Genomic DNA, 21740 nt, shown 5'->3' with positions numbered 1-21740 from the left:
GTTGACAGTTGGCGAGGATGAGTCATTAGTCATTAGTCATTAGTCATTAGTTAGTGACTGATGACTGGTGACTGATGACTGGTGACTGATGACTGGTGACTGATGACTACGGACTACTGCAAGTTTTGTTATAAAAATTAATACAATCTCTCATCAAATCGATCTAAGGTAAATGCTTAGGTAATTTTTAGATTTTTGGCGCATCCATCAGCTACCACAAAAATAGAAGGTTGGACAATATACTATGAGCATCAATTTAGCGACCAAATTGCGTGAGGGAACCAAAAAGTCTCACTCGATGGCAGAAAACGTTGGTTTTGTCAAGTGTTTTTTAAAAGGCGTTGTAGAAAAAACTTCTTACCGGAAGTTAGTCGGAAACCTCTACTTTGTCTACTCGGCAATCGAAGAGGAAATGGAACGCCAAAAACAGCATCCGGTTGTTTCAAAAATTTACTTTTCTGAGTTGAATCGCAAACAAAGCTTAGAGCAAGATTTGTTTTACTACTACGGTGCCAATTGGCGCGAACAAGTAGCTCCGTCAGCCTCAGCCAAAGCTTACATCAAACGGATTCACGAAATCTCGGCTACCGAACCAGAACTATTAGTTGCTCATTCTTACACTCGCTATCTCGGTGATTTATCCGGCGGACAAATCCTGAAAGGAATTGCTCAGCGCGGAATGAATTTGACCGAGGGAGAAGGTACTGCTTTCTATGAATTCGCCGATATTCCTGATGAAAAAGAATTTAAGACTAACTACCGTGGAGCAATGAATGAATTGCCGATCGACGAAGCCACAGCAGAACGAATTGTTGATGAAGCTAATGCAGCTTTTGGCATGAACATGAAGATGTTTATGGAGTTAGAAGGCAATTTGATTAAAGCTGTCGGTCAGATGTTGTTCAATACCCTGACGCGGAAGCGCGGCGCTGGTAGTACCGAATTGGCTACTGCTGATTAAGTAAATACCGATCGACAATTTGAGCCTCGTTAATAGAGGAAAACATTAAATCCTGGGGGTTTGATGGCTGCTTTTACAGTCACCAAAGCTCCGGGATTTTGCATAGATGCAGCGGTTGAAACCGCGTCTACACAAAGGAAGTCTGAGCTCAGAGGGACTGAAGAAAAGAACGCAATTTTCAACGCCGCTCTTCAACCAGCTATACAAGCGGGTTTTGTCTGTATAGACGCGGTTTCAACCGCCCGGCCTTCTGATATTCTCAATGACCAATAACCTGATGAATAGAACCCGCTAGCCGGTCACGCATCAACAATTTGATTCCCGTCGAGCGGTCAATTGTCAACTGTCAACTGTCAACTGTCAACTGCCATATTACCTTCCCATGCCGCGATTAGGAGGAAGCTGATCCGGGACTGGCGAAGAAGTGGGCCTTATCTGCCGCTCCAAATACTTGCTCAAAGCGTAAGCAATATCCCCGCGAGTCATCGGCTTCAAAGGATTAATCTTATTAGTTCCGAGTTCAATATTCACAAACCCTTCATAGAGTGCAGTAGCCATAGACTTTCTAGCCCAACTAGGGATTTCCCCTGCATCTGGATAATTAGCTAAAATCTCGGAAATGCTGGCATCTGGAAACTGAAAAACGCCGTAAGCTTGAGCAAAAATCGCCAAAGCCTCAGCGCGAGTCACCCTTTGATTTGGGAAAAACATTCCATCGCGATATCCACTCATCGTTCCCGTTTTCAAAGCAGTTTGAATCGCACTATACGCCCAGTAAGTCTTAGGTACGTCCGGCAATTCCCGATCGGGTTTCTGAGCAGTTTTCCGCCGTTCCAAACCAAAAGTTTTTACCAAAATTGCCGCCAACTCGGCGCGGCTGACAAAGCCCTCAGCATTAAAATTGCCATTGGCATCTTTATTCATCAATCCTGCATTCACAACCCGGTCGATCGGGTCAATTATTGGTTGAGCTTGAACCGCCATTGGCACTCCTTGCACTAGCGCGATCGCCAAAAAAACACTGACTAACTTTTTCACGATTTGATATTCCGGGATTTTAGAGGAAAATCAAAGATTAGCTTCCGGCAAAGCGCCCTGCATTTTACCCAACCAATCTATCAAATTATCCAACTGCTTTTCGGCGCTCAAAACCGCCATACCTCGAATAGTAACCTTCCCCTTGCTGTAGACAAAACGAGACTGCAAATGTTCCGGCAAATTAGCCTTAAGCAGGTTCCAAGCAGGTTCCTCCATCGGCGTTTCCAAAACAATGTGCTGCTTATTTTCCGGTTTAATCCGAGAAAAACCAATTTGCTTAGCGATTTGTTTGAGTTCCACAACACGAATCAGTTGCTGGGCTGGCAGAGGAATGGGGCCGTAACGATCGCACCAATCGGCCCGAATTTGCTGCAACTCTTCCGAGGTATTAGCAGAAGCCACCGATCGATAAGCGCTCATCTTTTGATCCAAATCCCCGATATAATCAGCAGGAATAAACGCCGTCAAACTGAGGTCAATTTGTGCATCCTCAACCTTCGGAATTTCCTGGCCCTTAATTTCGCGAATCGCCTCCTCTAACATTTCAGCATACAAATCAAAACCGATCGCCTCCATTTGACCAGACTGTTCCGTGCCCAAAACATCACCCGAACCGCGAATTTCCATATCTCGGACAGCCAACTGATAGCCCGAACCCAACTGCGCGAACTCCTGAATTGCCCGCAACCTCTGCCTTGCAGCATCAGAAAGCTGGTTCTGCTTCGGATAAAACAGCCAAGCGTGAGCTTGAATCCCCGCGCGTCCCACCCGTCCTCGCAACTGGTAGAGTTGGCCTAAACCGAACTTTTGGGCGTCCTCAATCAAAATTGTATTGACTCGCGGAATATCCAAACCAGACTCAATAATCGTAGTGCAGACCAAAATATCAAACTCCGCCGCGCTGAAAGTCAGCATGATTGATTCTAATTCCGCAGCATCCATTTGACCGTGGGCGATCGCAATTCTCGCCCCCGGAACCATTAGCTGCAACGTATCCGCCAACTCATCAATCCCCTCAATCCGTGGCACCACATAAAAAACCTGACCGCCCCTGTCCAACTCTTGACGAATTGCAGTCCGCACCACCTCCAAATCGTAGGCGGCCAAATGAGTCTGAATCGGGCGGCGGCTGGGCGGCGGAGTCGAAATCAAACTCATCTCCCGAATCCCCGACAGAGACATATACAAAGTCCGGGGAATCGGCGTCGCCGTCAGAGTCAAAACATCTACCTCGGTTTTCAGAGCTTTAATCGCTTCCTTCTGCTTCACCCCAAACCGCTGTTCTTCATCCACCACCAACAAACCCAAATCCCGAAATTTAATCGCTTTGCTCAACACAGATTGAGTACCAACAATCACGTCTAACTCCCCAGTTGCTAAGCGCTTGTGAATCTCCCGGCGCTCGGTTTCGGTGCGAAAGCGATTGAGCAAACCAACTTCGATCGGATAAGGGGAAAAACGCTCAGAGAGCGTGTGATAGTGCTGTTGGGTCAAAATTGTCGTCGGCGCGAGCAAAGCCACCTGCTTGCCCGCTGTAATTGCCTTAAAAATAGCTCTGAGAGCAACTTCCGTCTTGCCAAAACCGACATCGCCACAGACTAAGCGATCCATTGGTCGATCGCCCTCCATGTCACGTTTAACATCAAGAGTAGCCTTCAACTGATCCGGCGTGGGTTGGTACGGAAAAGAATCCTCCAACTCTTGCTGCCAAGGCATATCAGGAGGAAAAGCATAACCCTGTTGTTTAGCTCTTTTAGCGTAAAGATTCAGCAAATCTACCGCTACTTTCTTAACAGCTTTGCGAACTTTTGCTTTAGTTTTTTCCCAAGTTTGGCCAGTCAGCTTGTTGAGAGCCGGCACTTGATCGCCGACAGTCCGAAATCTCGACAACGCGCCCAATTGATCTGCCGCCACCCTGAGAGTACCGTCAGCGTATTGCAGCACTAAATATTCGCGAGTTTCCCGATCGATCGTCAAGCGTTCCAACTTCAGAAACTTGCCAACTCCGTGCTGGCGGTGCACCACAAAATCCCCCGGACTCAGCTTGTTCGGGTCAACCTTTTTAGAAGCAGCGCGGCGGCGTTTGCGGACATAGCTAAAAGTTGCGAGAGAATGCTGGCCGTAGAATTCCCGATCGCTAATTAAGACAATCCGAAAAGTCGGCAGAATAAACCCTTCCAATTCTGCCAGCCCGCTGTACTTCAAGGCGACGGGAATGTGCTGCAACTGCAATTTGTCGATCGCCAAAAAATCGCGCGGATTCACCACAAACTGAGCCGGACAGTCGTGTTCCGAAAGCAGAGATACCGATCGACTAGGTTGAGCCGAAACCAGAAACACCGTAAAACCTCGATCGCGCTCTTCCCGGAGCATTTGAGACAGTTTCGCGAATTGGTGAGGCATCACCGGCACTGGCCTGCTGGACAAATTAATCGCAGGCGTTTGAGATTTTTTAGTAGAATTAGAATCTTCTGCCAATTCTGAAAGTTCTAGCCGATCGAAAGCTGCGACATTTGCGATCGATTCAGCAAAACTGCGGTGAATTTTCGGAACCTGTAAATTAGCAATTGGCAATTTTTCGGTTTCCCCATCCGCAACTTCTGATTCCCGATTACAACTTTCCCACTGTTCCTGTGCATTCTCAAACCAGCGGTCACTGTGAGCTTCGCATCCTGGCGGTTCGTCAATCAGAACTAAAGTATTTTTTGGCAAATAGTCCAACAAACAAGCTGGTTTTTCAAACGCTAAACCTAACAGCCTATGGACAAATTTTTCGGCTTCTTTTTCTGTGTCAAGAGAGCCTATTTGGTTGATTTCGTCAATACTTTTTTCCGCTAAAACCGCTTTAATAATTGCGTTAAAGCTAGTAGGAGTTAATACTAATCGATCGACCTTATCGAGCGATCGCTGGTTCGACGGATCGAACTCGCGCAGTTGATCCAAAGTATCCCCGAACCATTCCAGCCTTACCGGCAACTCCGCCGCCACCGGAAACACATCGACAATATCGCCCCGGCGACTCCATTGGCCTTCGGTTTCTACCAAATTCACCCGATCGTACCCCATCGAGACCAGTTGGCGGTCAAGTATTTTGGAGTCTTGCACTTCGCCTCGCTTGAGTGTCAGACAATAGGGTTGAAAAGCATCCGGCGGTGGCAAATGAGGCTGGAGAGCTCTTTCGGTAGCTACAATGGCGATCGGCTTAGATGCAGTGGCACTTTTTTCTTGCTTGTCCACCAAGTCCGCCAGCACCTGCATTTGCCCCCAGGTCATTTCGTTCTCGTCGGAGTAGGATAGCTCGTAGGGCGAAGCTTCCGAAGTTGGGTAAAAATGTACAGTTTGCCAGCCCATCGCTTCTAGTTGAGCTACCCAGCGGCCTGCTTCTTCCAGAGTTGCTGTCACAGCCAATAAATTGCGCCCCTCTTGTTGTGCGAGGGCGGAAGCTACTAAGCCTTTGGGTAAGCGGGCGATGCCGTTGAGTTGCAGGCAATGGTGCCGTTGGAGCTTGTTGAGCAGTTCTGTTGCTAGGGGCGATCGCCCCAGGATGCGAATTATCGAAGAGAAAGTCATGCGCTATTAATTTTAATCCCCGATCGACGGAATAAGGCTCTTTCCCGGCTGCCTACTAAGTCTGATTGTACGACAAACATCTATGATTGTAGCGATCGGCTGTTGGCAGTGCCACTCAACTACGGGTAGATTTCTGCTAGAGGCTTTCTTTAAATATCTCGAACTTGCGATCGAAACGAGCCCGTTCCGTTAATCTAGTGAGAGGTCGATCGACAATTTCGATTTGGCGATCGAGATTGACATATCCCCCAGATTATGGGTGCCAATTCAATCTAAAATCTAAATCTAAAATCTAAAATCGACTAACCGGGCAACGCGCTTCGCCTTTACCACCGATAATTTGAGAAATGTCCCCAAGTACCGACCTTCTGATTGTTCTCCTGCTGGTTTTCCTCAATGGCGTGTTTGTGATGTCAGAGATGGCCATCATCTCAGTACGGAAGGTGAGACTGCAACAGATGGCAAACCAAGGTTCGATCAATGCCCGTGTAGCTTTGGATCTGGCTAATGCCCCGAATCAGTTCTTACCGACAGTTCAAATCGGGATTACGCTGCTGGCTATCCTGTCGGGCGCTTTCGGAGAAACGACGATTTCTAAAAGAGTAGAGCCTGCTTTGCGCTTGATTCCGGCTTTGCAACCCTACTCTCAGGCGATCGCCTCAGTCATCGCAATTTTAACCATAACTTATCTCACCATCATTATCGGCGAACTTGTGCCGAAGCGGCTGGCCCTCAACAATCCTGAGCCGATCGCCTCTCGTGTCGCTATTCCCATGCGAATGCTCTCAAACATTGGCGCTCCAGCAGTGTATGTTTTAAGTTATTCTACTGACTTAATCTTGCGAATTATGGGGATTGTGCCTTCAACAGAACCTCAAGTTACAGAGGAAGAAATTAAAGTTTTAATCGAGCAAGGAACCGAGGCCGGCACCTTTGAAGAAGCCGAACAAGACATGGTAGAAAGAGTGTTTCGTTTGGGCGATCGGCGAGTCAGCGCCTTAATGACCCCGCGACCCGATCTTACCTGGCTCGACCTCGACGACTCAGTAGAAGAAAACCGCCAAAAAATGCTTGGCAGCGGTCATTCCCGGTTTCCCGTTTGTCAGGGCGGGCTCGACAATGTTATCGGTTTAGTCCACGTTACAGATATGCTGTCGAGGAATTTAACAGGTCAACCGTTCGATTTAAGCGCTTCTTTGCGCAGGCCCTTATTTTTGCCGGAAAGCACGCGCGGTTTAAAAGTATTAGAGCTTTTTAAGCAATCTAGCAATCAAATTGCCTTAGTGGTTGACGAATACGGAGTCATTCAAGGATTGGTGACAGTCAACGACATTTTAGTCGAATTAGTTGGCGACTTTCCCTCCATTGAAGATGCCGACGAACCGCAAGCCGTGCAGCGCGAAGACGGTTCTTGGTTGTTAGACGGAATGTTGCCTGTCGATGATTTCTTTGAACTGTTTGGAATTGATGAAAGATCGTCAGAAAATAGGGGAAGTTACCACACAATGGGCGGTTTTGTGATTACACATTTGGGCAAGATTCCGACAGCAGCCGAGCATTTTGAGTGGAACGGTTTGCGAGTCGAAGTCGTGGATATGGACGGCAACCGCGTTGATAAGATATTGGTAATGCCGATCGACTCCACGGGCGATCGAGCTAAAACCGCACCAAAAACTTAAAAATCGCCCCCAATAAAATTGATTCTGGTGGAACAGTAGCCGTAGGGTGCGTCGCCATCGACAATCCTCAAGAAAGAGCGACGCACCTGTTCTTTTCAACGGCCCAGGACACAACCCTCCGTTTCACTCCGCCCAAAATTTTTGTCTTAAGCAAGCTCTTTTATAAATAGTATCAGGTGCGTCCCTATGAGATTGTCGATCGACTTTGAGGATTTTTCATGGCGACGCACCCTACGAATACTCAAGAAAATGACTAATGACTAATGACTTCTTACAAAAATGAGATGCTCCCCTATTTTTTATTACTCCTAGCCCGATCCTTCCGCAAAGCTTCCAGAATAGAACTGCCCACATAATTGCTAAAAACCACATCCCCAGCTTGATTGTAATGACAGCAGCTATCCATATAAACAATATCTTTTGTTTTGTCGAACGCCTTAACCCCATTCAAAATATTGATCTGATTTTTTTGTAAATTAGGCAACTTACTCAAAAGAGCCGGATAGCCAATTTTCACAGATTCAGCATAAGGAGTATCATTGTTAAAAGCAATCCGTTTTTCTTCCTCGCCAAACACCCTTTTCGTCTGATAATATTGATTCGGCTGAAGGACGTGAAAATAAGGAACATTACTCGCAGACAGCACTTTGTGCATAAAAATTGAACTTTTCGCCCAATTCCACGCCATTTGTTCAAAAGCTGCTGAATCCTCTAAAACCGACTTATTTTTATTAATATAAATCACGCTGCCCTCGTCATCTTCTTGTTTGCCACGTTCTTTTTCAAATGCGATCACATCTCTCCGATAACTATTGACTAAATTTTGAACGTAAACAGAAGTCAAAGCATCACACGCAGCTAAAGAGCAGTGTTGCAAACTTTCCAAACCCTCATTAATCCTAGTTTTATTTTCTTTAATTCTGAGAGTTACTTGCATAGCCTTAGTAGAAAGGCTATTATTTGCCAAGCTAATCAGCGGCAGAATGTGCTGATTGCTTGGCATCGCCAGATCAATTTTATTTTTATTGTTTATATTAGAAAGTGCTACTTCATTAAAGCCATCTATATTGACGACCAGATCTAACTCTTGACCTAATGCCAAAAAATAGTTTAAAATTAATAACTGTTGCGGCTGTTTGTAGCCGCCGGTAGCAAAAGACAAAATTATAAACTCTTTATCTTGTAAGCCGGGAACCTGTTTGAGGTATTGAGGTAAAATCTTATTTTTAATTTGAAAAATTGAATAATCGGAAGCCACGGAACCGCCAAAAATTCCGATCACAAATTGTTTTTTTTTGGTTTTTTTAAAAGGGTAATCGTAAGGAGAGATAAATCCGTAGTTGTTAACCTTAAAACCTGGTCGAAAATCAGGGCCTGGTTTTTGAACAAACCCAAAGAAAGGATGAAATCTTTCGACAATAGACTGATTCAGCCGCACTCCTTCTAAATTGATTCCTAAAGCCGACTTATCTTGCGCTTTTTCTCTAGTATAGAAAAATTGCTTGTGCTTGACAAAATACCATCCCAAGGAACCTAGTTCTAGGAAAATAAATAAAAGCGCCAAGTTGATTAAAGTAATTTTGAGGATTTCTTGGCTTTTGTTAATCAACTTAAAATCTTTCATAAATATTTATTTAGACTTTCTTACTACTTTAATCACCGAACTGGAAACATAATCGTTCAATACTTCCTGTCCCACTGAATTGTAGTGGCAGCAGCCATCTTTGTAAACCGTCTCTTTTGTATTGTCCAAAATATTCACGCCGTTAAAAACATTAACCCCAGCTTTTTGCAAATCATTGACTTTTGACAACAGTACGGGATAACCTTTTTTCACCCCTTCAATGTAAGGACTATTCTTGTCGATCGCGATTTCATTCTCCTTGGCGGTAAAGGTTCGTTTAGTTTGATAATATTGGTTGGGCTGGATAAAGTGAAAATACTTAATTTTTCTACTTGATAAAATTTGATTCATCGCGATCGACGATTCGTACCACATCGATGCTATTTCATCAAAAGCAGCGCGATCCGGCAAAACAGAGTCAGCTTTGGGAAGGTATACTATATCGCTATTTGCCGTGTCTGGGTTGGATTGTTTGACTTGCCGGTCATACTTGACAATGGCTTGCTGGTAATTGTTGATTAATTGTTTCACCTCTAGCGAGGTGATAGCGTGACACAAAGCAAGCTGACAAGTTTGCAATTTGTCAATACCTGCTTTCAACTGTTTTTTAGTTTCGCTAATTTGCACGATCGAACTCATTGCTTCCGGCGACAAGTTGTTATTGGCTAAACTCGTCAGTGGCTTTACGTGCTGAACGCTGGGCATTCCTATTTCTAATCCGGCTTTGTTGTTTAAATTTGACAGTGCTACTTCGTTAAAACCGTCAATATTGATGGCTAAATCTAAATCTTGACCCAAGGCCAGAAAGTAATTTAAAATCAATAATTGTTGGGGTTGTTTGTAGCCGCCGTTACAGAAATTTAAAATTACAATTTCTTTGTTGGCGAATTCTGGATAACTCTTTAACTTTTTAGAAAATCTTTGAGTGATGTATTCATCTACGGCAAAGTTGTTAGCAACAGAACCGCCGAAAATTCCTACGATCAATTGATTTTTATTACTTTTAATAAACGGATATTCGTAGAGGGAATAAAAGCCTTCTTTGTTGACTTTTAATTTTAATTTTTCATTGGGAAAAGCACCTTGTTTGAGCACGTAGCCAAAAAACGGGTGCAGTCTTTCTACGATAGATTCATCTAGTCTAATTCCGATCCTTTCAATGTCTTCTACTACTTTTTCTTTACCTTTGGTTCTGGTATAAAAAAACTGCTTTTGATTGATAAAATAAAAAGCTAGCGATAAAGCTTCCAGGCAAATAAAGGCGATCGCCAAATTGATAGCGATTAAAGTTAATATATTTTTGCCTTTTTGGAACGAGGTTGAGTCTTTCATGAAATTTGAATGATTAGGGTTGTTTTTTGGGGGCTTGAGACTGCTTCAGGTTTTCGCACAAATTGCGATCGATCAGGATGCTGCCCAGCCGGTGTCCCAGTTCGTTCCAGTGACCCCCACAGGGTACAGAATTCTCAAAACCGTGGGCGCACACTTGAAATTTTTCAGTATAACCTTGGAACTGTTCGGATAAATTCAGTACCCTAAAACCCTCGCGCGCGCCCAATTTTTCCAGCCGCCGATCGGGATAAAATAAATCCTGAATGTTGTACTCCTGCATAAACTTTTGCCGCTTAGCCGGATCGCGATCGACTTGCATCGGAGTGCCGATCGTCACAAGTAAGAAATCAGCATTTTTCTGCACGACTTCATTGCGAATCTCCACAATCAAACCTTCTGTCACCTTCCAGGCATCTTGCCAAGCTGCATCTTGAGGTGGAATGAAGTTTTTGGTACTCAAAGCGGTAAAATCCGCAGATAACTGCAACTTTTTCTGGTCTAAATCAATTTTTTTGATGACCTGCAAAATGCGCGAATTGTTGACGAGAAAACTGGGCAATCTATCTACGAATGAAACGGCTCTTGCGTTGCGGTCGATCGGTGCTAAATTGCGAAAAGACATATCCGGTACTAACTTGCCGCTAGCATTATACACAAAAAATGGTCGATAGTGGTCGTATTCTAGTTTGGGGGAATTGTTAATTACATCATTGCCAATAAAAAAGGCAAGAATTACAATATCAGGATTGTAATCCCATACTTTTTTTTGCAGCATTATCAATTCTTGAGCATTACCGTAACCCTGCACGCCGAAATTGATGACTTCAACATTTTTGCGTCCCTTAACAGCCTCGCAGTTGCCTAGTTTTCGCTCCAATTTTGACCAGAAAGTTTGTTCGACTGGTACGTGAATTGCTTCGGTGAAAGAATCGCCTAAAACTGCGATTCGGAGAGTGTTGGGAGGTTTGGCTTTTGTGTGTTCGCGATCGCGCAAACCCTCACTATTCACCTGCACAAAACTCTTACCTTCGCCGTTCCACTCGCCCGACACACCGGGTTTGAGCTTCCAACCCAGATCGCGATCGGCAGTGTGGAAACCTGTGGGTGCAGAGTCTGCGACATCAGGAATTTTTGGATAACCCTCAAATCTAGCAACTCGCAATCCAACTTCACCAATTATCACTCCCATCAACAAACCGCCGAGTGTCAAACCTAAATTGACACCCAAATTTTTCAACTTGCTCATTCTTTCAAAACAACGTGTAAATAAACGGAGCAATCACAGAACCCTGACTTAATACAATCAAAGCTCCCAAAAAGACTAAAGTCACAATTAACGGTAGCAGCCAATATTTTTGGCGTTCCTTCATAAACGCCCACAAATCTTTAAGAAAGTCTATTGTTGATTCAAACACTTAGAAAGGACGCTCCATACTAACTTTTGTTCTTGCTTTACTTGCGACGCGGTAAGTATCCATTTTAGGATTAAGTTTGCGCCGCATCGCATCTTCACCAAACAGGCTTTTAATAAATCCCATCGGCCAAATTATCAGGTAAAAAACTATCCCCAAAATAATCGGCGTTTCGATCTTATTGAGAGTCAGTCCAAACCGCATCCATGCGTGATAAACGGGATTCAACGATTTCGGTGCAACTAATGCTAGCACAACTAGGACTGCGCCGATTGCCCAAGGCCACCAAGGTATAGAATGCCGCCGCAGTAAAGGTACTGCTAAACCGAACAGCAGTGCAATTAAGCCGCCAATTAGCAGCCCGAAATCGCGCAAGCCTTTTTGATCGAGTTTTTTTATTTCGTCGCTCATTGTGAAGGAAGAAGGAAGAAGGAAGAAGGAAGAGGGAAGAAGGAAGAGGGAAGAGGGAAGAAGGAAGAGGGAAGAAGGAAGAATTTCAGCTAATGACAACTGTCAACTGCCAACTGACTAATCTAGTTCAAATTCATTTTTCCAAGCATCATCTTGTTTCCAAGGAATTTGTTCTGATTTAGGAATTAAGAAATTCTCTAAAACCAGATAATCCATTTCGGTTCGCATGAAACAGCGGTAAGCATCTTCGGGAGTGCAAACAATGGGTTCGCCTCGGACGTTGAAAGAAGTATTTACCAGAATCGAACATCCCGATCGCTCTTCAAAGTGACTGATTAAGTCATAGTACCGAGGATTGGTTTCTTTGTGAACTGTTTGGATGCGAGCCGAGTAATCGACGTGGGTAACAGACGGAATTTCCGATCGCGGAATGTTAAGCTTTTCAATGCCAAACAACTGTTCTTGTTCCGCTGTCATGGGAATGCGGAGACTGCCTTTGACTGGAGCAACCAATAGCATATAAGGGCTGGAATGGTCAATTTCGAAATAATCCGCAACTCGTTCAGCTAAGATTGAGGGTGCAAAAGGTCGAAATGATTCCCGATATTTGATTTTCAGGTTCATCACAGACTGCATTTTAGCATTGCGTGGATCGCCAATAATCGATCGCCCGCCCAGAGCCCGCGGCCCAAATTCCATCCGCCCTTGGAACCATCCGACGACATTTCCCTGTGCCAAAATTTCTGCCAACTGCGGCATCAATTCGGCATCGTCCAATCGGTGATAGCTAGCTTTGACAGCATCCAAATATTCAAGAATTTCTGCGTCAGTAAACCTTGGCCCCAAATAGGAACCGCGCATTTTGTCGTGACAAGTTAAATGAGCCACCGACTTCGCCACTGTTGCGACAGCTTGGCTTGTAGTGAGGACTTCAGTCCTCTCCTCGTTCGTAGTAAGGACTTCACTCCTCTCTTGTTTGAGATTATTTGCGACAGGTAACTCGTCGCCCACAGTGCGAGTTTGTTCGCAATACTGATACCAAATCGCCAAAGCCGCGCCCAAAGCACCGCCAGCATCTCCCGCTGCCGGTTGAATCCAAATATCTTTGAAAATACCTTCCCGCAAAAGTCGGCCGTTAGCAACGCAGTTGAGAGCAACGCCGCCCGCGAGACAAAGATAATCGACATCCAATTCTTTTTTAACTGTTCTGCAAAGCCGCAAAACAACTTCTTCGGTAACAACTTGAATGGAAGCTGCAATGTCCATTTCCCGCTGAGTCAGTTGTCCTTCACCTTGACGCGGCGGCCCTTCAAACAGTTCGTCAAACTTCTTATTTGTCATGGTTAAGCCAACTGTGTAGTTGAAATAATCCATGTTTAAACGGAAAGTTCCGTCATCTTTGAGATCCATCAAATGGGTGAGAATTTTGTCTACATACTTGGGTTCGCCGTAGGGCGCTAAACCCATGAGTTTGTATTCACCAGAGTTGACTTTGAAGCCTGTGTAGTAGGTGAAAGCTGAATAAAGCAAACCTAGGGAGTGGGGAAAATCGATTTCCCACTGAGGTGTTAGTTGGTTGCCGTCTCCCAGCCAAACGGAGGTTGTGGCCCACTCGCCTACGCCGTCGAGACACAAAACGGCGGCTTTTTGGAATGGGCTGGGGAAAAATGCTGAGGCTGCGTGGGATTGGTGGTGCTCGGTAAATAGCAGAGGTGGCAGTTTATTGGTTTTGCAGTTTGCTATTTCTGCTAAATCTCTTTTGAGCATGGTTTTGAGGTAAAGCTTTTCTTTCAGCCATATGGGCATGGCGGTTAGGAAAGAGCGAAAACCTTGGGGTGCGTAGGCTAAGTAGGTTTCGAGAAGGCGCTCGAATTTGATTAATGGTTTGTCGTAAAAGACTATGCGATCGACTTCCCGTAATTCTATGTTCGCTTCTTTTAGGCAATAGGCGATCGCATTCTTGGGAAATCTGGCGTCGTGCTTTTTGCGGGAAAATCTTTCTTCCTGCGCTGCGGCGATAATTTCTCCATCGCAAATTAAGGCTGCGGCGCTGTCATGGTAGTACGCCGAGATTCCAAGTATGTTCATCCGTCTCCTCACAAATCGCTATGCGCTCGTATCTGAGTATTTAGAATAGCAAATGATTATAGCTTTAGTGGCGCTGATTTGGAGTTGAGTTTTGCGATCGCCTCTAACTTTACCGCAATAAATCTCGGTGCGCGGCCCCTCAACCGTCTGACACCAACCAGCTAGCGCCTGCGAATCCTGCGCCCCCAAGCTCTTAAATAAGTGGCCGCGGGGAATTGATAAAATTCGCCTACCAACCACAGCACTATGCCTAAATGGGACAAAAAGGCTAAACCAGTCCAAGCTGCAGGCAGCCACGACAAGCGGCTGCCGGGAACCGGAGGAAAGTAGTAAGCGGAAAGTCCGAGCAAGATGGTGGGAAGGAAGATGAGACCGATCGCTGCGGCAAAATAAGGCCATCCGAATTCTACGCCTTCGAGGTGTGCTCCTATCCATTTTTTGCCATTCCAGTGCCAAGTTACCGGCGGCTGGCGATCGGCCATTTTGAGCGATTGCCTTTCTTCGTTGGCGGTAAAAATGTGCTGGCAGAAGTTGCAAGCTAGGGCTTCCATCATCGGCATGGTAGCAATTTCACCGGTGCGACAGACGGGACAGGGATATGTATCTTGAGAGTTGAAAGGTCTGGTTGATTTTTTAATAGTCTGCATGGATCGGGCTGCTTGTCAAGATATTGAGAGATCTTAACAGAGTTGGGTGAGGGCGGGTTTTTGTAAGTCGCAGAATATTTGATAGTGGGGTGGGGGCGGGTTTTGAATGAAGTTATTGGTTGAGATGCGATCGATTGTCGCTAAACCCGCCGCTACATTAATGTAGATTAATTGCGGTGATTGTTGCTGTACTTAATTCGGGCTCCTGCCCATTGAAGTTTTTCCCTCAAAGTGCCGTAATAAGAATAGTTTTCTCGCAAAATGATAAACTTGGCTTCGCAGTCTGCCATCCGCACGTCTACGCGCTGTCCGGGCCAAATTGCTGTACCTAAAACGCCGTCCATCCAGAGTTTTGTGCTGAGTTCGTAATCTGCTAAGGGCCAAATGCTGACGACTGAACCGGGTGGTAAAACTACAGCCCGACTGGATAAGCTTAAAGGGCAAATCGGAGTAACTGCGATCGCATTCATCCCTGGATGAATAATCGGCCCGTGGGCGGAGGCGGTGTAGCAAGTTGAACCTGTGGGAGTTGCCACAATTAAGCCGTCGCCTTGGTATTGATCGACGACTTCGCCGTCAACTTCCATTTCTAGAATACAGCTCGGCATTCGATCGGCAGAAGCGGGTTTGACACACATTTCATTCAGTGCCAAAAATCGATCGCTCTCCGGTTCCAGATTAGTTCTGTTTCCCTCAAAAACCGTCGCCTGCAACATCATCCGCTTCTGCACAGCATACCTATCTTCGGCTAGTCTGTCCCAAATCTCCTCAGTATTTTGGAAATCCTCAAAAGACTCGGTTAAAAAACCCAGATGTCCCCCCACATTCGCCGCCAAAATCGGGATACCGTCAGCAGCCAAATTCCGCGCTGCCGCCAGGGCTGTACCGTCGCCACCGAGGACTACTGCTAGATCGATAGGGCTGTTACTAGAAGCTAAAAATACTGGATATGGGTTATCTTTTGGGCCGCTGGGGCCCATTAAAACTTGACATCCGCGACTTTCTAACTGGCGGGCACATTGTTCTGCCCACCGCTGGCTGAGGATGTCTCTGGCTTTGTGGGCGATAATTACTTGTTTTAGTTGCACAATTAGTCCGTCGATTTTAGATTTTAGACTTCGGCTAGCGCTCAGTCGAAGGATTTCGCACTGCCAAGAAGGAAAGCTCCAAACCCTTATATAATAAGTCATTCGTCATCGAAAAATCCCATCAGCCATCAATACTCCGGGATTTGGGGCGGGGCCAGACAATGCTGGAATCGGCTGCGAGGATGCGAGAAACTGCGATCGCTCCAAGACGGTTGAGGTGGCTTGGATCGAAAAAAAAGTCGTTGCGGCCTGGCCACCGCTGCGAGAAGTCACGGAAAGCGAAGCCTTTTTGTCGCGAGAGTTGCTGCATTCGCTGCCGAAACTGCTGTTCTGCCGATCGACGTGTGGGATCTAAGTAGTCGTCGGTGAGGGGCAGATTGACGAAAATTAGGGGGATTTTGCGAGTTTTGGTAAATGCTACGACTGAATTAAAGGCTGTTGCTTGTTGGCCGCTGAGGTTGAAGTCTTCGTAGTCGCGATCGTACTTACCTGAAACGTAAGCCCGTTGTCGATAATAGGTGTTGGGGTTGTAACTGCCTGACATAGACATGAATCCGTTAGAGTCGATCGCATCTGCTAATTCGCTGACTTGTCTAATTGCTACTGTTGTTGGTGGCGCTGCATTGTTAGCAACAGGCAAGATGCCCGTTCCACTAGACATAAATTTGACTGTGGGGTGGGCATCTTGCCCGCCCCTGGAAAGCTGATCGACAGATGCCTGTGCTCGGCGGAAAGTGCTGTTAGCGCAGGGCTGCGGGAATCTGTAACACTGGGGAATCACATTCGGTTCATCAGACACGAGTTGAGGACGAACGCCTGCTGCTAAAAGCTGGCTGCCTTCAGAATCGACGATCGAATTAAAAGTGCGATCGTCCCGGCCGCTGTTAAATGCGCGCACACCGTCCGCCCAGACAATCATTTGAGGCAAATAATCTGGCTTCAAAAGCCGCCGCAGTTGAAAGTCAACTACTTGGGCAGTTGCGCCGTTGATTGCAAAGTTGAATATTTTTAAGCCCGGACGCCCGGACGCGGCTAAAGCTTGTTTTAGCTGTTTGGGATCGACGCCTTGCAAGGCGCGGGAACTACCGACAATCAAAACATCTGGCGGGCCAACGGCTGCAACGTAGGATAGGTATAGTTCTAGCTGTTCGTCGAGTAAATCGCTGCTGAAGCTGACTGTACTAGCTTGCGATCGGGTTGCGCCCGCTTGCTGTTGGGAATAAACCAGGTTTTTCGTGTACTCGATGACTTTTTTCTCGGCAAACGCCCGCCGGGGACTGCCGGGGGGAACTGCTTGCATCCAAGCGACGGCTTGCACCCACAGGGCTGCTACTTCGTCCCACTCTTCTTTTGAATTGGCAGATTGAGCTAAATTAGAAGCTTGGGTGGCAAAGTTAATTGACTCCGCAAATGGGTCGTTTTGGGTGCAGGAGGAAGCGCTGAGGGCTTTTTGGTTTTTTTTGGGGTTTTTAGCCAACACAGAGCTTGGCAGCTCCGCTAGGGCTGCCGGTTCGGTGGTGTTAGATGCCCTAGGGCTGTTGGGCTGGTTGGGTTGCGAACATCCGGCTGTTAGGGCGATCGCGGTTGCGGCGGCGCAGGTAAGTTTTAAGATGTTAGTGGTCAGGCTAGCAATATAGCGGCGAATCATACAGCTTTCACCGTTGGCGAAACATTAGTAGATATTACCGCAAACGGTCTGGTCAGGTTAATTGCGTATTTCGGTATGGGATTCGATGACTGCTTCGGCTTGCAGGGCGATCGATCGCAATTTATCAAGAGTATCCTGATTAGCACTCTGCCACAATCCCCGTTGACGAGCTTCTAGCAATCTCTCCGCCATATCTCGCAGCGCCCAAGGGTTATTTTCCTGAATAAATCCCTGCACTTTCTCATCAAAAATGTAAGCCTGTGCGATTCCCTCATACATAAAATCTTCTACACAATTTGCCGTAGCATCATAAGCAAACAAAAAATCTACCGTTGCGGCAATTTCAAAAGCACCTTTATAACCGTGGCGCATCGCCCCTTCAATCCATTTCGGATTTACCGCCCTGCTGCGATAAACCCGCGCAATTTCTTCTTTCAGTTGTCGCACTTTCGGATTTTCGGGAATCGAATTATCGCCGAAATAAGTTTCAGGATTTTTGCCTTGCAAATTGCGAATTGCCGCCGTCATTCCGCCTTGGAATTGATAATAATCATCGGAGTCGAGGATGTCGTGTTCGCGATTGTCTTGGTTTTGCAAAACTATTTGCATTTCGCCGAGGCGTTTTTCAAATGCTTCGGGTGCACAACATCCCCATTCACTTTGTTTAACTCCTGCTACATCTCCCTGCAAATTTGAGGAACTAGAGGAAGTATAGGCGTAGCTGCTCCAATTAATGTAAGCTTTTGCTAAATCGCTGTCGTCTGTCCAGTTTTGAGCTTCAATTATGCCTTGAAGTCCTGCGCCGTAAGCACCTGGTTTTGAGCCAAAGACTCGAAATTGCGATCGCACTTCTGCATCTTCCCGACTCAAACCCGCCGATTTCCAATCCAAAATCTCTTGTTTAACTTGCGCTGCTAAAGGATTATCTTCCGCAGGTTCATCTAAATTTGCCACAGCTTTTACGGCACTATCAAACAAGTCTATTAAATTAAAAAAAGCATCGCGAAAAAATCCCGAAATCCGCAAAGTAACATCAACTCTCGGCCGCCCCAAAACAGCAACAGGCAAGATTTCAAAATCTACAACCCGGCGCGAAGGCCCATCCCAAATTGGTTGAACTCCCATCAGCGCTAAGGCTTCGGCGATGTCGTCTCCCCCCGTCCGCATTGTCGATGTTCCCCACACTGACAAACCCAAAGTTTTGGGATATTCGCCGTTTTCTTGAGTGTATCTTTCAATTAAAGTTTCGGCCGCAACTTTGCCAACTCTCCAAGCGGTTTCTGTGGGAATAGCACGGATATCTACTGAGTAAAAATTGCGACCTGTGGGCAATACATCGGGCCTGCCGCGAGTTGGTGCGCCGGATGCGCCGCTGGGGATGTGCCGCCCATCTAGTCCGCGCAACAAATTAGTAATTTCTTGGTTTGTTTGCAGCAGTGAGGGTAAAAGATAGTTGGCAATCCAATCTAATTCTTGTTGGGTTGCTTCTCCTATTTCTGGATTTGTAACCGCAGATGGACGCGGATGAACGCGGATGTTTTCGATTAAATTATCTACTAATTCAGCGGCTTTTTCTTCTAATTCTGCTGTTAAATCGCCTGCTGTAGTTAAGGGGTCGAAATCTAGGTTTAAGTCTTGGGCGAGGGCGCGGGTTAAGCCGGCGCGATTTGTGCTAGGATGGCGGGCGATCGCAATTATCAAATCTCGCAACTGTCTACCTTGGGGACATTGACCGAAAATGTGCAATCCGTCGCGAATTTGGGACTCTTTGAGTTCGCAAAGGTAGCCGTCTGTGCGGGTGATAAACTCCGTAAACTCCGATTTATTTAGTTGGATGCCTAAGTCTTTATCTAAGTTTTCCTGGTTGGTGAGGGCTACAATGCGATCGCGAATCATCGGTAATCTGGACGGATCTAAGCTTTGGGCTTCGCAATATTCATCGATTAAGGCTTCTAATTGCTGCAAAGGCCCGTAAAGTTCGGCGCGAGTCATCGGCGGGGTGAGGTGGTCGATTATCACGGCTTGCGATCGTCTTTTTGCCTGAGCACCTTCCCCCGGATCGTTAACAATGAAGGGATAGAAATTCGGCATCGCGCCTAATGCTACTTCGGGATAACATTTGTTAGACAAGGCGATACTTTTACCGGGAAGCCATTCTAAATTGCCGTGTTTTCCCGCATGAATTATCGCATCAATTCCCAATTTTTCGCGCAACCAGTAATAGTAAGCTAGATAATTGTGGGTAGGTTCCAAATCTGGGGCGTGATAGTTTAAGGCTGGATCAATTTCGTAGCCCCGCGATGGTTGAATTCCCACAAATACATTGCCGAATTGAATTCCTGGAATCGCAAAAGATGTATTGTCAGCGATTAAATCCTGTGGGTGGATTCCTGGAATTCCCCATCTTTTACACATTTCCTCCTGTACTTCTGGCGGTAAAGTAGTAAAATATTCTTCATATTCTGCCAAATCTAAAGATTGATTAACAGGCCGCAATTCGCGTCCTTCCGGGTCATTTGTCACGCCAGAAGTCAGCATTTCAATTAACTCATTACCGCTAGCGGGGATATTTTCAACTTGATAACCGGCTTCCTGCATAGCTTTGAGGATTTCCACACAGCTAGCGGGCGTATCCAAGCCGACGCCGTTAGCTAAGCGGGCGTTGCGAGTGGGATAATTTGCGAGAATTATGGCGATGCGTCTGTTGGCGGCAGGGGTTTGTTTCATTTTCACCCAACTCGCCGTTAAGTCTGCTACGAATGAAATGCGATCGCCCGCTGCGACATATCCTACCACATCTGTTTCTAATTCATCGTTCCAAGTCTGTACAGCTTTGAAAGAAACAGCCCTAGTAATAATTTTACCATCTACTTCTGGCAAAGCTACATTCATGGCGACATCGCGGGGCGAAAGTCCTTGTAATTCAGTTTCCCACTGTTCTAAACCGCCGCCGCTGAAGATGGCTTGCAAGATAGGAACATCTAAGGAGTTTAAACTATTTTGTTCCGGTTCTGGACTGCTGAAACCGGAGACTGCAAAACTTGTGGTATTTAGCAATAATTGAATTGGTTCTGAGTCTTTGGGTTGAAAATATTGCAGCAGTTCTATTTGCAAATCTGGTTCCCGCAGCGAAGATACAAATACGGGAACTGGGACTAAGTTTCGCTCTATTAAAGCTTGACAAAGTGCATCAATTGGTGCTAAATTTCCTGATAAATAATGAGCGCGATAAAATAATATCCCGACTGTAGGGGCGGTGCCCCTGTGCCCGCCCTCCCCGTCTCCTTTAGCCTGTGATGGTAAATCCGGAGATCCCCCCCTGCCCCCCTTAAGAAGGGGGGAGCAAGAAGTTGTCAAAGTCCCCCTTAATAAGGGGGATTTAGGGGGCTCTGCATCTGGTTGGGAAGTTTCCAAACACGCCGCCGCGCGGCCACCCCAATCGTAAATCCCGACGCGGGAAACTGTTTGAGGAAGAGGCGGAGTGTAAGCAGTTTTCAGACAAGTATCGGCGGTAAATTTGAGGGCGTTAATAAAATTTTGGACTCCGCCTTCTGTGAAATAGCGCCACAGTTGATTGACTGCTGATAGCGATACATTAGAATGACTAATTAAATCGGGATCTGGACTATCTTCACCGGGCATCACAATCAATGCTGCATTAGTTTTCTGCGCCGTTTCCCGCAGAATTTCTAACCCGTAAGACCAATAGGAACGACCGCCTAACAGCCTTAAAATTATTACCTCCGCCTGTTCTAAAATTTCCTCTGCATAGGTGTCAATGGTTAATTGTTGCTGCAATTGAAGCAGGTTTACGGCCCGCACTTTGGGGAATTCTGGCGGCATTTTGGAGGAGGCGGCCGCGAGTGTTTGAATGTCGGTGTCAGCAGCACTAATAAATACGATTGGTGCTGGGGTTTGCTGAATAAAAATTACTCCTTCTGCTTGAGGGTTCCAACCTCCGGGTGTGGCGGCTATTTTGTGCATTATCTTTTCCTCTATAAAAACGACAATCAAACTTAGATAACGGATACAATTGTAGGGTGTGTCGCCCTCGAAAATCCTTAAAAAATACAGACTATCTCATAGCGACGCACCTGACAAAATAGTCGATAAAATAAACCTAACACTTCTTTTATAGCAAAAATTTTGAGAATTTATATTAGAATCGCTTTTAAATAACCCAGGTGCGTCGCTTTCAGATGGTCGATACTTAGTTAGGTATTTATCGCAGGCGACGCACCC

15 protein-coding genes are annotated in these 21740 nt (G+C 46.0%); 3 read left to right on the top strand and 12 right to left on the bottom strand.

The window, feature by feature from the left end; genetic code table 11:
• Positions 1–244: 244 nt before the first annotated feature.
• Both K4039_RS05385 and K4039_RS05380 read left to right on the top strand, forming a co-directional pair.
• Entirely contained in the window at positions 245–961 is a 717-nt protein-coding gene (locus K4039_RS05385; RefSeq protein ID WP_265234102.1) for a heme oxygenase (biliverdin-producing), read from the top strand.
• Positions 962–1024: 63 nt separating this feature from the next.
• Positions 1025–1234 carry a hypothetical protein gene (locus K4039_RS05380; RefSeq protein WP_265234101.1) on the top strand — a complete coding sequence of 70 codons (210 nt, stop codon included), beginning with the start codon at positions 1025–1027 and terminating at the stop codon, positions 1232–1234.
• 99 nt (positions 1235–1333) lie between these two features.
• Here the strand turns inward: K4039_RS05380 and K4039_RS05375 are convergent, their stop codons facing one another.
• On the bottom strand, positions 1334–1999 hold the full coding sequence (locus K4039_RS05375; protein WP_321161547.1) for an S-layer homology domain-containing protein: 666 nt from the start codon (positions 1997–1999) through the stop codon (positions 1334–1336).
• 30 nt (positions 2000–2029) lie between these two features.
• Positions 2030–5569, bottom strand: a complete 3540-nt coding sequence (mfd, locus tag K4039_RS05370; protein WP_265234100.1) for a transcription-repair coupling factor — start codon at positions 5567–5569, stop codon at positions 2030–2032.
• A 347-nt stretch (positions 5570–5916) separates the two neighbouring features.
• Here mfd and K4039_RS05365 point away from each other — a divergent pair, with 347 nt between their 5' ends.
• Complete coding sequence (locus K4039_RS05365; protein WP_265234099.1) at positions 5917–7248, top strand: hemolysin family protein; 1332 nt, start codon at positions 5917–5919, stop codon at positions 7246–7248.
• Positions 7249–7540: 292 nt separating this feature from the next.
• Here K4039_RS05365 and K4039_RS05360 read toward each other — a convergent pair whose 3' ends face one another.
• The 10 genes from K4039_RS05360 to cobN form a co-directional block, all read right to left on the bottom strand.
• Positions 7541–8872, bottom strand: a complete 1332-nt coding sequence (locus K4039_RS05360; protein WP_265234098.1) for a hypothetical protein — start codon at positions 8870–8872, stop codon at positions 7541–7543.
• Positions 8873–8878: 6 nt separating this feature from the next.
• Positions 8879–10204 carry a hypothetical protein gene (locus tag K4039_RS05355; RefSeq protein WP_265234097.1) on the bottom strand — a complete coding sequence of 442 codons (1326 nt, stop codon included), beginning with the start codon at positions 10202–10204 and terminating at the stop codon, positions 8879–8881.
• A gap of 13 nt (positions 10205–10217) precedes the next feature.
• On the bottom strand, positions 10218–11450 hold the full coding sequence (locus K4039_RS05350) for an SGNH/GDSL hydrolase family protein (RefSeq protein WP_265234096.1): 1233 nt from the start codon (positions 11448–11450) through the stop codon (positions 10218–10220).
• A gap of 4 nt (positions 11451–11454) precedes the next feature.
• Positions 11455–11619: a DUF5989 family protein gene (locus K4039_RS05345; RefSeq protein WP_265234095.1), complete on the bottom strand. Its 165-nt coding sequence runs from the start codon at positions 11617–11619 to the stop codon at positions 11455–11457.
• Positions 11620–12027, bottom strand: coding sequence for an SxtJ family membrane protein (locus K4039_RS05340; protein WP_265234094.1), 408 nt, complete (start codon positions 12025–12027; stop codon positions 11620–11622).
• Positions 12028–12144: 117 nt separating this feature from the next.
• A complete protein-coding gene (locus K4039_RS05335) occupies positions 12145–14115 on the bottom strand; it encodes a carbamoyltransferase (protein ID WP_265234093.1) in 1971 nt (656 codons plus the stop codon).
• A 161-nt stretch (positions 14116–14276) separates the two neighbouring features.
• Positions 14277–14762 (bottom strand): hypothetical protein, encoded by a 486-nt coding sequence (locus K4039_RS05330; protein WP_265234092.1) that lies wholly within the window; start codon positions 14760–14762, stop codon positions 14277–14279.
• 167 nt (positions 14763–14929) lie between these two features.
• Complete coding sequence (locus tag K4039_RS05325; RefSeq protein ID WP_265234091.1) at positions 14930–15850, bottom strand: NAD(+) kinase; 921 nt, start codon at positions 15848–15850, stop codon at positions 14930–14932.
• 121 nt (positions 15851–15971) lie between these two features.
• Positions 15972–17498: a hypothetical protein gene (locus tag K4039_RS05320; protein ID WP_265234090.1), complete on the bottom strand. Its 1527-nt coding sequence runs from the start codon at positions 17496–17498 to the stop codon at positions 15972–15974.
• 57 nt (positions 17499–17555) lie between these two features.
• The gene (gene cobN / locus K4039_RS05315) at positions 17556–21482 is read right to left on the bottom strand and encodes a cobaltochelatase subunit CobN (protein WP_265234089.1); all 3927 of its coding nucleotides are present in this window, start codon (positions 21480–21482) and stop codon (positions 17556–17558) included.
• Between the last annotated feature and the right edge of the window lie 258 nt (positions 21483–21740).

Origin of the sequence: Lyngbya sp. CCAP 1446/10 (assembly GCF_026130175.1) — a bacterium.
In the GTDB taxonomy this organism is placed as follows: Bacteria; Cyanobacteriota; Cyanobacteriia; order Cyanobacteriales; family Microcoleaceae; genus Microcoleus.
This window is presented reverse-complemented; position numbering and strand designations above follow the sequence as displayed.